The sequence below is a fragment of the Otariodibacter sp. genome, from assembly GCF_029256985.1.
GTDB lineage: Bacteria > Pseudomonadota > Gammaproteobacteria > Enterobacterales > Pasteurellaceae > Otariodibacter.
On the sequence record NZ_JARIDQ010000035.1, the window covers coordinates 13,942 to 28,535 of the forward strand.

A 14,594-nucleotide genomic window follows, 5' to 3' on the forward strand; every position below is an offset into this window, starting at 1 on the left:
AGAAAATCAATGTCTTTAGGTATCGTACAAGCTGCATATATTATCGCAGCAATTCTCTTTATTATGAGCTTAGCTGGTTTATCTAAGCATGAAACTGCTAAAGCAGGTTGTTGGTACGGAATCGTAGGTATGGCAATTGCTCTTATTACCACTATTTTTGGTCCACAATCTGAAGGTATATGGTTTATTTTAATTGCAATGGTTATCGGTGGTTTCATCGGTATACGTAAAGCATTAAAAGTTGAAATGACAGAAATGCCAGAATTAGTTGCTATTCTACATAGTTTTGTTGGTTTAGCTGCGGTATTAGTTGGTTTTAATAGCTATGGTTTACACCAAGAAGCAGTAATGCCCGAGCATTTAGATGCGGCGTCACAAGCAGCATTTTTAGCAGAGCAGGCAACACTCACAACAATTCATAATGTTGAAGTCTTCTTAGGTATCTTCATTGGTGCAGTAACATTCACAGGTTCAGTTGTTGCTTTTGGTAAGCTTAACGGTAAAATTAATTCAAAAGCATTAATGTTGCCTCATCGCCATAAAATGAATTTAGCTGCATTAATTATTTCTGCATTATTAATGTTCGTCTTTTTAAATAATCCAGATAATATTTTCCCTGTCTTAGTGATGTTAATTATTGCTCTCGTATTCGGTTGGCATTTAGTTGCATCAATTGGTGGGGCAGATATGCCTGTTGTAGTATCAATGTTAAATTCATATTCAGGTTGGGCAGCAGCAGCAGCAGGCTTTATGCTAAATAATGATTTACTAATCGTTACTGGTGCATTAGTGGGTTCATCAGGTGCAATTCTTTCTTACATTATGTGTAAAGCAATGAACCGCTCGTTCATCAGTGTTATTGCGGGTGGCTTTGGTAATGATGTACAAGTGAGTTCAGATGAAGAACAAGGCGAACATAGAGAAACAACGGTAGCAGAAGTTGCTGAAATGCTTAAAGGAGCAAACTCAGTAATTATCACTCCGGGATATGGAATGGCAGTTGCTCAAGCTCAATATCCAGTAGCTGAAATCACACAAAAATTACGTGAACGTGGTGTAAATGTACGTTTTGGTATTCACCCTGTTGCAGGTCGCTTACCAGGTCATATGAATGTATTACTTGCTGAAGCAAAAGTACCTTATGATATCGTATTAGAAATGGATGAAATTAATGATGATTTCCCTGATACTGACGTGGTGTTGGTTATCGGTGCAAATGATACCGTAAACCCAGCTGCAATGGACGATCCAAACAGTCCAATTGCAGGTATGCCTGTTTTAGAGGTGTGGAAAGCACAAAATGTTGTTGTGTTTAAACGCTCAATGGCGGTAGGTTATGCAGGTGTACAAAACCCATTATTCTTCAAAGATAATACGCAAATGCTATTTGGTGATGCGAAAGAGCGTGTTGAAGATATTTTGAAAGCACTTTAGTCAATAAATTTATTAAATAGCTAGATTTTAGATATCTAGCTATTTTATTTTTTGATTTTATCGTAAGAAAAAGCCTCTTTTGACTTAGTTTCAAAAGAGGCTTCTATTTATAACAATAGAAAATGTTATTTAGCTAGTTTTGCACGGATTGCATTCGCTAATTCCATACTCACTTTTTCAAAATGAGACATTTGTCTTTCAACAATTTCTGGAACTGTTACACCTGATAATCCAGCTGCAAAATTTGATGCTAAACGATCTTTTTCTTCCGCTGTAAACACATTATAAAGCGCTAATGGTTGTGAATAGTAATCTTCATCATATTCACGGAAATCAAAATGTGCTGCTTCACGTTCAATTTGTAATGGTAATTGATCGTGTGTTGGTACATAAGTATCAAACCGATTCGGTGCATAGTTAGGGTGTTCACCACCATTATCATCTATACGCATTGCTCCATCACGATGTGTTGTATGATATGGGCATTTTGGTGCATTTACAGGAATTTGATGATGGTTAACACCTAAACGATAACGCTGTGCATCTTGATAAGAGAATAAACGACCTTGTAACATACGATCTGGAGAGAATCCAATTCCTGGTACGATATTACTTGGTGCAAATGCAGCTTGTTCTACTTGTGCAAAATAGTTAGATGGATTACGATTTAATTCTAATACACCCACTTCAATAACTGGATAATCTGCATGTGGCCATACTTTAGTTAAGTCAAAGCTATAATTATGCTTGTGAGCATCCGCTTCTGGCATAATCTGTACTTGTACAGTCCAACGAGGAAAATCACCTTTCTCAATAGATTCATATAAATCTTGTTGGCTTGATTCACGGTTTTCACCCACAACTTTTGCCGCTTCTTCATTAGTGAAGAATTTGTGACCTTGCTGAGTTTTAAAATGGAATTTTACCCAAAAACGTTCGTTATCTGCATTCACAAAACTATAAGTATGACTACCGTAACCATTCATGTGACGTAATGTTGCAGGAATACCACGATCACTGAATAATGTCATAATTTGGTGCATTGATTCAGGGTGACGTGACCAGAAATCCCATGCGGCATTTGCATCACGTAAGTTTGTTTGTGGATTACGTTTTTGTGTATGAATAAAATCAGGGAATTTTAATGGATCACGAATAAAGAATACGGGTGTATTGTTACCCACTAAATCCCAGTTACCCTGTTCTGTGTAGAATTTTAATGAAAAACCACGTACATCTCTTTCTGCATCGGCTGCCCCACGCTCGCCAGCTACAGTAGAGAAACGTAATAATACTTCTGTTTGTTTTCCTACTTCACTAAATAATGCTGCTTTAGTGTATTTTGTAATATCGTGCGTAACAGTAAATGTACCAAACGCTGCAGATCCTTTAGCATGCACAACACGCTCAGGAATACGCTCACGAGCAAAATGTGCTAATTTTTCTTGGAACCAAACATCCTGTAACAGTAATGGGCCTTTTGGGCCTGCTGACATTGTATTATCATTATCTACAACAGGCGCTCCTGCTGCTGTTGTTAATGTTTTTGAATTATGATCAAATGGACATTTAGACATAAATATTCTCCTCGAATAATAGGTAATTAACGGTTCTTTTCTTAAATTTTAATCAACTTCTTATCTCCTGTAAAACTATCAAATTAATAAATATTAACTATTAATTATTAATTATTAATAGGTATTTTTTTAAAAAAATATAGGGTTCAGTTTTATTTTTCTAATATCTAAATTTAATATATTTAGTTATTATTTGATGTTATATGTTAAATAAATTGAGTTACTTCTTTCGCATCAAGTCTAACTGAACCATGTGTTTCATAATTTGCTTTACCAATAGCGATAATTATTACTGGTACATATCTTTCTTTATCTAATCCTAATGCCTCTGCAATTTGGTCTTCTTCAAATCCACCAATAGGATTAGTATCATACCCATGAGATCTTGCTACTAGCATAAATTGCATTGCTGCTAAGCTAGAATCTATTTTTACAATATCATTCATTTTTTGTTTTGATGCGTTTTGATAGAAAGGCATAAATAAACCTAATAGTTCATCCTTGACTGATTCTGGCATTATGCCTTCTTGAACGGCTTGTGAATAAATTTGTTCACCTTTTTCATAACATTGCATATCACCAAAAATTACTACCATCGCAGCAGAAGTATCATTTTGTCTAGTATTAAAACGAATTAATGGTCTTAATGTATCTTTACCTTTTTCACTATCAACTACAACAAATCGCCATGGTTGCATATTGACAGAAGAGGGAGCTTTTGTTGTCTTTGTAATCATCTCAAGCATTTCTTCGTGACCAATTTTTATATTTTCATCAAATACTTTGATTGAGTGACGGTTAAATACAATATCATCAAAATTATTATTCATCTTTTTTCCTTAATTATTAAATAAACTCATTACTAGAGACAAAGTATAACTTATATAGTTTCATACTCCTTAATTCAAATTAATTAAAGATCCAATAATCCCCCTTGAATTTTAATTTTTATCCCCCATTTACCCAACGTTTTCAGATAAACAACAAGCGGTGAGATCCCGCTTATTTTTTGCAAAATTAAGAGGATTATATGAGTACAAATCAACAAACACATAGTTTTCAATCGGAAGTAAAACAGTTACTTCAGTTAATGATCCACTCACTTTATTCGAATAAAGAAATTTTCTTACGTGAATTAATCTCTAATGCATCGGATGCTGCTGATAAACTCCGTTTTAAAGCCCTTTCAAACCCAGAACTTTATGAAGGAAATGGTGAATTACGAGTACGTATTAGCGTAGATGAAACCCTTGGTACAATTACAATCAGTGATAATGGTATCGGTATGAGCCGTGAACAAGTTATCGACCATCTTGGTACTATTGCAAAATCAGGCACAAAAGAATTTTTAAATGCATTAGGCACTGATCAAGCAAAAGATAGCCAACTTATCGGACAATTTGGAGTAGGTTTCTATTCATCATTTATCGTGGCAGACAAAGTGGTCGTTCGCACTCGTGGTGCAGGTTTAGATAAATCTCAAGGGGTAGAATGGGAATCAGCAGGCGAAGGTGATTATACCGTTTCAGATATTGAAAAAGCAGATCGTGGTACTGACGTCATTCTTTACCTTCGTGAAGATGAAAAAGAATTTTTAGGCGAATGGCGTTTGCGTGAAATTATCGGTAAATATTCCGATCATATCGGTTTACCAGTAGAAATCGAAACCAAAGAATACGATGACGAAGGCAAAGAAACTGGCAAAAAATGGGAAAAAATCAATAAAGCTCAAGCACTTTGGACACGTGCTAAAAATGAAATCACTGACGAAGAATACAAAGAGTTTTATAAACATATTAGCCACGATTTCTCCGATCCACTTTTATGGTCGCACAACAAAGTAGAAGGTAAACAAGAATACACCAGCCTACTTTACATCCCAAGCAAAGCACCATGGGATATGTTCAATCGAGATCAAAAGCACGGTTTAAAACTTTATGTGCAACGTGTCTTTATTATGGATGATGCCGAAGTCTTTATGCCAAATTACTTACGCTTTATGCGTGGTTTGCTTGATTCTAACGATCTACCATTAAATGTATCACGTGAAATCTTACAAGATAATAAAACAACGGCAGCATTACGTTCAGCCTTAACTAAACGTACGCTCCAAATGTTAGAAAAATTAGCAAAAGATAGCCCAGAACAATATCAACAATTCTGGAAAGAGTTTGGTTTAGTCTTAAAAGAAGGGGTGGGTGAAGACTTTAGCAATAAAGAACAAGTGGCTGGATTACTCCGTTTTGCATCAACACACACTGATAGCAGTGAACAAGCGGTCAGTTTAAGTGATTATATTGCAAGAATGAAAGAAGGACAAAAAGCCATTTACTTCTTAACAGCTGATAGCTATCAAGCAGCAAAAAATAGCCCACACTTAGAGTTATTCAACAAAAAAGAGATCGAGGTATTATTACTTTCTGATCGTATTGATGAATGGATGTTGAGCTACTTAACTGAATTTGATGGTAAACCACTCCAAAGCATCACTAAATCAGATTTAGATTTAGGTGATTTAGCGGATAAAGAGGAAGAAGAAAGCCAAAAAGCTCAAGAGCAAGAATTTGCATCTTTCATCGAGCGTGCGAAAAACTACTTAGGCGATCGTGTCAAAAAAGTAGTATTAACTCATCGCTTAACAGATACACCTGCGGTTGTTTCGACGGACAGCGATGAAATGGGTACTCAAATGGCAAAACTCTTTGCCGCAATGGGACAAGAAGCACCAGAAGTAAAATACACCTTCGAGCTTAACCCTGATCACGCAATGGTAAAACGTGTGGCAGATATAGCTGATGAAGATCAATTTAACGATTGGGTTGAATTGTTATTCGAACAAGCATTACTTGCAGAACGTGGTACTTTAGAAAACCCAAGTGCATTCATTAAACGTATGAATAAGCTATTAGGTTAATTTATCCCTATCCTTAGCAAAAAAGGCATGGTAACCAATACCATGCCTTTTTAATTGACTTAAATATTCTCTCTACCTAAAAAGATACTATTGCTCTAATCTCTGCATTCCATGATGTATAAAGTTCTGATAAAGAGAATTTAAAGGCTCCCCTGTTGGTAAAATAAGATCAGGTGAAAGATCATAGAGTGGCACAATCACAAATTCACGATTATGCATATCATAATGGGGAACAACTAATCGTTCAGAGTTGATTTGCTCATTCCCATAGAGCAAAATATCCAAATCTAAAGTTCTTTCCCCCCAACGACGCAAACGAACTCGCCCTTGCTCATTTTCAATAGATTGTAATTGATCTAACAATTCAATAGCGGTCAGTTCTGTATCAAATTTTGCAACAGCATTCACATAATCGGGTTGGTCTTGTGGCCCTAATGGTTTACTGCTATAAAAGGGGCTTACCGCAAAATTATGTGTAAAACTTTTTAATGATCTGACCGCTTGATTTAATTGTTCTTGCGGATTATCTAAATTTGAACCAAGTGCAATATACACCGTTTGCATTTTTCGCTATGCCTCTACTTTTTTCACTTTTTTCTTACGATAGAAACGACGACGAGGTTTACGTTTCTTTTTAGGTTCATCATCGGTATGCGAATGTAAAGTTTTCACACCATTCATCATAGTTGAACGTTGTGATTCGTTACTTAATTGATATTCATGCCACCAAGCACTTAATTCAACTAAATCACCACCTTCTAATTCAGCTCTCATAACCAATAAATCAAATCCTGCTCTAAACTTGATGTGTTCTAGCGTTTGCTGAGGGCGTTTACCTGAACGTTTAGGGAATTGAAATTGTAATGCCCAAATATCACGAATAACAGCAGTATGTCTGCGATGTAAAGCAACTCTGCGGCAAGCTTCAGATAAAATTTCATTTGCTGCCAATAACATTGCATCATGAGTATTTAAGCCACCTTCATTTTTCAATTGATCAATTTTTTCACGTAATGGATACCAAAATAGTGCTGCAAATAAGAATGCAGGATTGATTCTTAAATTATCACGAATACGATCATCAGTTGAATTCAGTGCCTTAACAATCATGCGTTCTGCATTAGAATCTTGTTTCTCGGTAAAATGAACTGCTAATGTTGGGAAAAGTTGTTCGAATAAGCCATACTGACGTAATAACTCATAAGTTTTTAAACCATAGCCTGATTGCAATAATTTTAATGATTCTTCAAATAATCGGGCGGCAGGAATAGATTGCAACAATGGAGCCATGGATTTAATTGGCTCATCACTTGCTTTATCCAAAAACATATCCAATTTTGCCATAAAACGAATTGCACGGAGCATTCGGACAGGATCTTCTTGATAACGAACTTTTGGTTCACCAATTAAACGTAATCGACCAGCTTTAAGATCTTCTATGCCATGAAAGAAATCAAAAATTACTTGATTTTTTATATCATAATAAAGAGCATTAACGCTAAAATCACGACGTTCTGCATCTTCACGTAATGTGCCATAGACATTATCACGAAGAACTAAACCCGACTCACTAGTTTTATAAATTTTTTCAGATGCATTTTCTGCATGATCGGCTCGGAATGTGGCAACTTCATAAAGTTCACCACGTCCAAACATAATATGGGCTAAACGGAATCGTCTACCGATCAAACGACATTGACGACCAAAAATTTTCTGGATTTCTTCAGGCCTTGCGCTAGTTGCAATATCAACATCTTTCGCTTTTTGTCCCAATAGTAAATCACGAATGCATCCCCCTACCAGATAGGCTTCATAGCCGGCTCTCTGTAGTTTATTTACTACCGTAATTGCATTACTAGGAAAATTTTTTACTGTGATGTCATATTTATTCGCATCTACCGTAAACTGCTTATGAAGAATGTGAGATTGAGTAGACTGAGATTTTGAGGAAGATTTTGATTTATATTTTTTCTTTGACGAAGATACAACCTTATCAGAATTATTTAAGACTGAAGATCTAGAATTAAAAATCTCAACTTTATTTTTATTTTGATAGCTTGTTGTTTCAATAAGCAGTTGTTTTCTTTCTTTTTTTTGGCGAGAAAGAAGAGATTTAATGTAATTAAAAATAGTACACCTCAAATTTTATGCTAATTAAACAAGAAAGTGGTGTTGATGAAAACACCACATTAATCTTAATTAACCACCCATTTGTTTTTCACGGATTTCAGCTAACGTTTTACAATCAATACATAAATCAGCTGTTGGGCGGGCTTCTAAACGTTTTAAACCAATTTCAATACCACAAGCATCACAATATCCGTAATCACCAGAATCTAGTTTTACAAGAGTCTGTTCAATCTTTTTTAATAATCGACGTTCACGATCACGATTACGTAATTCTAAACTAAATTCTTCCTCTTGAGTTGCTCGGTCAGATGGATCTGCAAAATTTGTTATATCATCCTGCATTTGGATTTTAGTACGTTCTGCTTCATCTATGATTTGAGCATGCCATGCCTTTAAAATTTTACGAAAATGCTCAATCTGAGCATCATTCATATACTCTTCATCTTTACCTAATTGATAAGGAGTTACGCCAGCAAAGGCTAATAAGCTCAACGAGTTTGTATTCAACACTTGTATCATAAGGTCACTCCTGATTGTGATCTTTCCTGTTAAGAGTACATTTAAAGCTCTTTTTAGGGTTATGGTTTTTTAAAAGCGCGTATAAATATCAGAACTTTTCCTTTTTAGCAAATTATTTTTCATTTTATGATTCTATTTCCTTAACCTATTAATATGAGATTTAAATATGAAATCTATCGCAACCGTTTGCTTAATGTTATAATTCGAAAAGTTTTTTATTTCATTGAGGTCTTTGCTGTGACAACACAACTAAGTTATAAAGATGCAGGCGTAGATATTCACGCAGGTAATGAATTGGTCGAACGTATCAAAGGTGATGTAAAACGTACTCATCGCCCAGAAGTAATGGGTGGGTTAGGTGGTTTTGGAGCGTTATGTGCTCTGCCAACTAAATATAAGGAGCCAGTCTTAGTTTCAGGTACAGATGGAGTTGGAACTAAATTACGTCTTGCAATTGATCTAAATAAACATGACACCATTGGTATTGACTTAGTGGCAATGTGTGTTAATGATTTAGTTGTTCAAGGTGCTGAACCTCTATTCTTCCTTGATTATTATGCAACAGGTAAATTAGAAGTTGATGTTGCAAGTTCTGTAATTAAGGGAATTGCGGATGGTTGTGAACAATCTGGCTGTGCCTTAGTTGGCGGTGAAACAGCAGAAATGCCGGGAATGTATCATGAAGGTGATTATGACCTTGCTGGCTTCTGTGTGGGTGTCGTTGAAAAATCAGAAATTATTGATGGTTCAAATGTTAAAGTAGGTGATACTTTAATTGCACTTGGTTCAAGTGGCCCTCACTCAAATGGTTATTCATTAATTCGTAAAGTATTAGAAGTTAGTGGTGCTAAGGCTGAAGATATCTTTGAAGGTAAATCATTAAGTGAGCATTTTCTTGCTCCAACGAAGATTTATGTGAAGTCAATACTTCAATTGATCAAAAAAGTTGATGTTCATGCTATCGCCCATCTTACAGGTGGTGGTTTCTGGGAAAATATCCCACGAGTGTTACCTAAAAATGTTAAAGCTGTAATTAATGAGAATAGTTGGGAATGGCAACCGGCATTCAAGTGGTTACAAGATAAAGGTAATATTAGCCGTTACGAAATGTATCGTACCTTTAACTGTGGTGTGGGTATGGTTATTGCTTTACCAGAAACTGATGTAGATACAGCATTAACTCTTCTAAAACAAGCAGGTGAAGATGCTTGGGTTATTGGTAAAATTGAAAACTTAGAATCAGATTCTGAACAAGTTGAAATTATTTAAATAAGGCAAATAAACTGACCGCATATAATTTTATATGCGGTCAGTTTTTAATAGAATTATGAAAAAAAATATTGTTGTACTCATTTCAGGTAATGGTTCTAATTTACAATCTATTATTGATACTATTAAACGTGGAAAAATTAATGGAGAGATTCGAGCTGTAATATCAAATAAGGCTAGTGCTTATGGATTAACCCGAGCAGAACAAGTAAATATTCCACATTTTGTTTTTTCTCGTAAAGATTACGATAGTAATCAATCAATGGATAATGCTATTGCACAAAAAATTGATGAATTTAATACAGATCTCATTGTTTTAGCAGGTTACATGAAAATCCTTACTCCTGAATTTACTCAACATTTTCAAGGAAAAATTCTAAATATTCACCCATCTTTATTACCTAAATATGCAGGCTTACATACTCATCAACGAGCGATGGAGGCAGGAGATACTGAACATGGGATGAGTATTCACTTTGTTAATGAAGAAGTTGATGGTGGACCTGTTGTGTTACAAGCAAAAGTACCAATTTATCCAGATGATGAATTAGATGAAGTGATAGAACGTGTCCGTGAACAAGAACATCGTTGTTATCCTCTTGTCATAGAATGGTTCTGTTCTAATCGATTATATTGTATTGATGGTAAAGCTTATTTAGATGGAAAAATACTATCAAAGCAAGGCTACGCTATAGATTAATCTTTCTTTATTCCAATTTTATTTCATAAGCACACATATGTAATGTGTGCTTTTTCGTTATAATCCATTAAAAAAACTAATCTGAAATTACAATTTATATCACCTTATCTTCTATCAAAATATGATCTAGATCGCATATTTTCTTGATATAAGTAAGTATGATCTGACTCAAATTATTACTAGTACATATAAGGAATATATTGTGAATAATACAAGAACTGAAGTTGACTTACTCGGAGAACGTGAAGTACCAAATGATGTCTATTGGGGTATACATACGTTAAGAGCTGTTGAAAATTTTAATATTTCAAAAAATATTATTTCGGACGTACCTGAGTTTGTACGTGGTATGGTTATGGTAAAAAAAGCAACTGCTTTAGCTAATGGAGAGCTTGGTGCTATACCAAAGAAAATTGCTAAAGCAATTGTACAAGCCTGCGATGAAATTTTAGTAAATGGTCGTTGTATGGATCAATTCCCTTCAGATATTTATCAAGGTGGTGCAGGTACTTCTGTTAATATGAATACTAACGAAGTGGTAGCAAACTTAGCCCTTGAACTCATGGGGCATCAAAAAGGTGAATACCAATACCTAAATCCAATGGATCATGTAAACGCAAGCCAATCAACTAATGATGCTTATCCAACAGGCTTCCGTATCGCTGTGTATAACAGTATTATGCAACTTATCGTAAAAATACTGTATCTACAACAAGCTTTCGATAATAAAGCAGAAGAATTCTCAAAAGTTTTAAAAATGGGAAGAACCCAACTACAAGATGCTGTACCAATGACTGTCGGACAAGAGTTTAAAGCATTTTCTGTTTTATTAGATGAAGAAATCAAGAATCTGAAACGTACCGCTGAATTGCTATTAGAGGTCAACTTAGGTGCAACCGCAATCGGTACTGGTGTTAACACTCCAGAAGGTTATTCTGAACTTGCAGTTAAATATCTTTCAGAGGTTACACAACTACCATGTGTATTATCTGAAAACTTAATTGAAGCAACGTCAGATTGTGGCGCTTATGTTATGGTACACGGCGCATTAAAACGTACAGCTGTAAAACTTTCTAAAGTTTGTAACGATTTACGTTTGCTTTCTTCTGGTCCTCGAGCAGGATTGAATGAAATCAACCTACCAGAATTACAAGCCGGCTCATCAATTATGCCAGCTAAAGTAAATCCAGTAGTACCTGAAGTGGTTAATCAAGTTTGCTTTAAAGTAATAGGAAACGATACAACTATCACTTTTGCAGCAGAAGCAGGGCAATTACAATTAAATGTGATGGAACCTGTTATTGGACAAGCAATGTTTGAATCTATTGAAATTTTATCTAATGCCTGTGTGAATCTACGTGATAAATGTATTGATGGTATTACTGTTAACAAAGAAGTCTGTGAAAACTATGTGTTTAATTCTATTGGTATTGTAACTTACCTTAACCCATTCATTGGTCATCATGAAGGTGATATCGTTGGTAAAATATGTGCAAAAACAGGTAAAAGTGTCAGAGAAGTTGTTTTGGAAAGAGAACTTCTTACAGAAGCTGAATTAGATGATATTCTTTCTGTTGAGAATTTAATGAATCCAAAATATAAAGCAAAAAGATTCGAAGAAGATTAATATTTCAACTTACAATTAAATAATCTCAAAAAATTTAGATTTATTATTTTAGGGACTTGCTCGATAGAATATCGAACATAGTCCCTAAAATATAGAAGATCAGAACCCAATCTGATGGCATCTCATTTAAAATAGCATGCTTGCCAGATAATTTTTATATATGACTAGTTGTAAAGTTATGAATGTATTTTACTCTTTACTACTTACAATCACACGCAAGCTATCTAATCGCCAGTTGGCTTGTTCTAGTTGTTTGAGCGATTCTTCTCGAATTGTTTCTAATTCAGCAATCTCATCCGCACGGATATTTTTATTCACTGCTTGTAACGAAGTTAAACGCTGTAATTCTGCACTCAATGTTTGATCGGCATTTTGTTTTGCTTCATTGATAAGCGCTTCTGCTTTTGGTGCGATTTTTTCTTCGCCGAATGCAATTAGTTTTTCAATGTCTGGTCGAGCCATTTTTGCAATCTTATTTGCCATTTGACGATTCACTGGTTTCAATTGTTTTTCAAGCCCAGAGAAAGAAACTTGTGAGGCCAAATCATTCCCCTTACTGTCTAATAACACACGCACAGGCGTTGGTGGTAAGAAACGAGTAAGCTGTAATTTTTTCGGTGCTTGAGCTTCAACGACATAAATCGCTTCAAGTAATAAAGTACCCGCAGGCAGATTTTTATTAACCAAAATTGAAACCGCACTTTTACCAATATCACCAGAGGTGATTAGATCAATTCCATTGCGGATCATCGGATGATCCCAAGTTAAGAAGAGTAAATCTTCACGCACTAAGGCTAATTCACGATCAAAGGTAACTGTATTACCTTCTTCATCAAGTCCAGGGAAATCGGGCACTAGCATATGCCCTGTTGGACGGATCACAATACTTTTCTCGCCTAAATCTTCTTGTTCTAATCCCACGACATCAAACAGATTTAATGCAAAATTGATTAATTTAGGATTTTCATCTTGTTGCTCAATCGCTTGTGCAATAGCTTGAGCTTTCTCGCCACCATTAGAATTAAGCTCTAACAGTTTATCTCGACCTTTTTCTAACTCTAATTTGAGTTGTTGCTGACGTTTTTGGGTTTCTGCTAAAAACTCTTCAAATGCTTCTGAACGCACAGGATTTAAAATAAACTCTTCTAATTTACTTCCAAATTGGTTAAATAAACTTGCACCCATTGGCGAGGTTTCTTCAAAGGCATTTAAACCTTTGTGATACCACTCAGCTAATACCATTTGTGACGAGTTTTCAAAGCAAGGTACATAAATTTTAATATCTGATTTTTGTCCGATACGGTCTAAACGTCCGATACTTTGTTCCAATAAATCTGGATTATCAGGCAAGTTAAATAGTACTAAGCGATGCGAGAATTGGAAGTTTCGACCTTCAGAACCAATGCTTGAACTGATCAGCACTTGTGCACCTTCTTCTTGTTGAGCAAAGTAAGCCGCAGCTTTATCTCGCTCAAAAATGCTCATTCGTTCGTGGAATACCGCCGATCTGATTGCTTCTTTTTCACGTAATACTTGCTCTAATTGAATTGCCGTTTCTGCTTGACGACAAATCACAAGAATTTTTTCATCACGGTGATTCTTCAAGAAGGTGATTAACCATTCAATACGAGGATCGAATTCAAACCATTTCGCATTTGGATTCATACGTTGGAATAAACGTTCAGGGTAGAGTAAATCTTCTTTTTTCTTGCCGCCCATCAAGCCCATTACTTTTAACGCATTACGATATTGTTCCGGCATTGTTAAAGTAATTTGATTAAAAATACGATGTGGGAAACCTTTTACTCCTTGACGAGTATTACGGAATAACACACGGCTTGTACCGTGACGGTCGATTAATTTACTAATCAATTCTTGGCGAACACTTAAGCGTTGTTCTGTATCAATTTCTTGAGCATTGATAATGCGTAGCATTGGCTCAACATCTTCTTCTGAAAGTAAATCGCTAATGCTATTTTGTTCTGCTGTACTCAACGCTTTATCACTTAATAAAGTCGAAACGGCATCCGCAACAGGTTGATATTTTTGTTGTTCTGTCACAAAAGCGTGATAATCATAGAAACGATCAGGATCGAGTAATGCTAAACGAGCAAAATGGCTCTCTTGACCGAGTTGTTCTGGGGTTGCGGTAAGTAATAATACCGAGGCAATTTGTTTAGCTAATTGAGCGACAAATTGATAAGCAATACTTGGCTCATCTTCATTCCATTCTAAATGATGAGCTTCATCAACAATCAACATATCCCACTGGCTTTCTAAAACTTGTTTTGCTCGTTGAGGTGTTTTTTCTAACCAATCAATAGAACAAATCACAAGAGATTCAGACTCAAACGGATTCTCACTAATATCATTATCATCGTCATCTTTTTTAGTAAAATCACTACAACGTTCTTCATCAAAAAG

At 35.4% G+C, this 14,594-nt stretch carries 11 protein-coding genes; 5 read left to right on the top strand and 6 right to left on the bottom strand.

The window, feature by feature from the left end:
- Nucleotides 1–9 precede the first annotated feature (9 nt).
- On the top strand, nucleotides 10–1,434 hold the full coding sequence (gene pntB / locus Q1J40_RS03605) for a Re/Si-specific NAD(P)(+) transhydrogenase subunit beta (RefSeq protein ID WP_301098691.1): 1,425 nt from the start codon (nucleotides 10–12) through the stop codon (nucleotides 1,432–1,434).
- Between the two features lie 125 nt (nucleotides 1,435–1,559).
- Here pntB and Q1J40_RS03610 read toward each other — a convergent pair whose 3' ends face one another.
- Both Q1J40_RS03610 and Q1J40_RS03615 read right to left on the bottom strand, forming a co-directional pair.
- Nucleotides 1,560–3,011 carry a catalase gene (locus Q1J40_RS03610; RefSeq protein ID WP_301098692.1) on the bottom strand — a complete coding sequence of 484 codons (1,452 nt, stop codon included), beginning with the start codon at nucleotides 3,009–3,011 and terminating at the stop codon, nucleotides 1,560–1,562.
- A gap of 206 nt (nucleotides 3,012–3,217) precedes the next feature.
- Complete coding sequence (locus Q1J40_RS03615) at nucleotides 3,218–3,841, bottom strand: nitroreductase family protein (RefSeq protein WP_301098693.1); 624 nt, start codon at nucleotides 3,839–3,841, stop codon at nucleotides 3,218–3,220.
- Between the two features lie 200 nt (nucleotides 3,842–4,041).
- Between Q1J40_RS03615 and htpG the strand changes: the two genes are divergently transcribed.
- Nucleotides 4,042–5,925, top strand: a complete 1,884-nt coding sequence (gene htpG / locus Q1J40_RS03620; RefSeq protein WP_301098694.1) for a molecular chaperone HtpG — start codon at nucleotides 4,042–4,044, stop codon at nucleotides 5,923–5,925.
- Between the two features lie 87 nt (nucleotides 5,926–6,012).
- Here the strand turns inward: htpG and folK are convergent, their stop codons facing one another.
- The 3 genes from folK to dksA are packed head-to-tail and all read right to left on the bottom strand — an operon-like array spanning nucleotide 6,013 to nucleotide 8,574.
- On the bottom strand, nucleotides 6,013–6,489 hold the full coding sequence (gene folK / locus Q1J40_RS03625) for a 2-amino-4-hydroxy-6-hydroxymethyldihydropteridine diphosphokinase (protein WP_301098695.1): 477 nt from the start codon (nucleotides 6,487–6,489) through the stop codon (nucleotides 6,013–6,015).
- A 6-nt stretch (nucleotides 6,490–6,495) separates the two neighbouring features.
- Nucleotides 6,496–8,067: a polynucleotide adenylyltransferase PcnB gene (gene pcnB, locus Q1J40_RS03630; RefSeq protein ID WP_301098696.1), complete on the bottom strand. Its 1,572-nt coding sequence runs from the start codon at nucleotides 8,065–8,067 to the stop codon at nucleotides 6,496–6,498.
- 57 nt (nucleotides 8,068–8,124) lie between these two features.
- Nucleotides 8,125–8,574 carry an RNA polymerase-binding protein DksA gene (dksA, locus tag Q1J40_RS03635; protein ID WP_301098697.1) on the bottom strand — a complete coding sequence of 150 codons (450 nt, stop codon included), beginning with the start codon at nucleotides 8,572–8,574 and terminating at the stop codon, nucleotides 8,125–8,127.
- A gap of 237 nt (nucleotides 8,575–8,811) precedes the next feature.
- Between dksA and purM the strand changes: the two genes are divergently transcribed.
- From purM to aspA, 3 genes are all read left to right on the top strand, one after another.
- Nucleotides 8,812–9,843, top strand: coding sequence for a phosphoribosylformylglycinamidine cyclo-ligase (gene purM, locus Q1J40_RS03640; protein ID WP_301098698.1), 1,032 nt, complete (start codon nucleotides 8,812–8,814; stop codon nucleotides 9,841–9,843).
- A gap of 58 nt (nucleotides 9,844–9,901) precedes the next feature.
- A complete protein-coding gene (gene purN / locus Q1J40_RS03645) occupies nucleotides 9,902–10,543 on the top strand; it encodes a phosphoribosylglycinamide formyltransferase (protein ID WP_301098699.1) in 642 nt (213 codons plus the stop codon).
- 202 nt (nucleotides 10,544–10,745) lie between these two features.
- Nucleotides 10,746–12,170 carry an aspartate ammonia-lyase gene (gene aspA / locus Q1J40_RS03650; RefSeq protein WP_301098700.1) on the top strand — a complete coding sequence of 475 codons (1,425 nt, stop codon included), beginning with the start codon at nucleotides 10,746–10,748 and terminating at the stop codon, nucleotides 12,168–12,170.
- A 189-nt stretch (nucleotides 12,171–12,359) separates the two neighbouring features.
- Here aspA and rapA read toward each other — a convergent pair.
- The coding region (gene rapA, locus Q1J40_RS03655) for an RNA polymerase-associated protein RapA (protein WP_301098701.1) at nucleotides 12,360–14,594 on the bottom strand (2,235 nt) is incomplete at its 5' end.

Coding starts and splice junctions, on each gene's coding strand:
- pntB (WP_301098691.1), top strand. CDS start 10: ATGTCTTTAGGTATCGTACAAGCTGCATATATTATCGCAGCAATTCTC.
- Q1J40_RS03610 (WP_301098692.1), bottom strand. CDS start 3,011: ATGTCTAAATGTCCATTTGATCATAATTCAAAAACATTAACAACAGCA.
- Q1J40_RS03615 (WP_301098693.1), bottom strand. CDS start 3,841: ATGAATAATAATTTTGATGATATTGTATTTAACCGTCACTCAATCAAA.
- htpG (WP_301098694.1), top strand. CDS start 4,042: ATGAGTACAAATCAACAAACACATAGTTTTCAATCGGAAGTAAAACAG.
- folK (WP_301098695.1), bottom strand. CDS start 6,489: ATGCAAACGGTGTATATTGCACTTGGTTCAAATTTAGATAATCCGCAA.
- dksA (WP_301098697.1), bottom strand. CDS start 8,574: ATGATACAAGTGTTGAATACAAACTCGTTGAGCTTATTAGCCTTTGCT.
- purN (WP_301098699.1), top strand. CDS start 9,902: ATGAAAAAAAATATTGTTGTACTCATTTCAGGTAATGGTTCTAATTTA.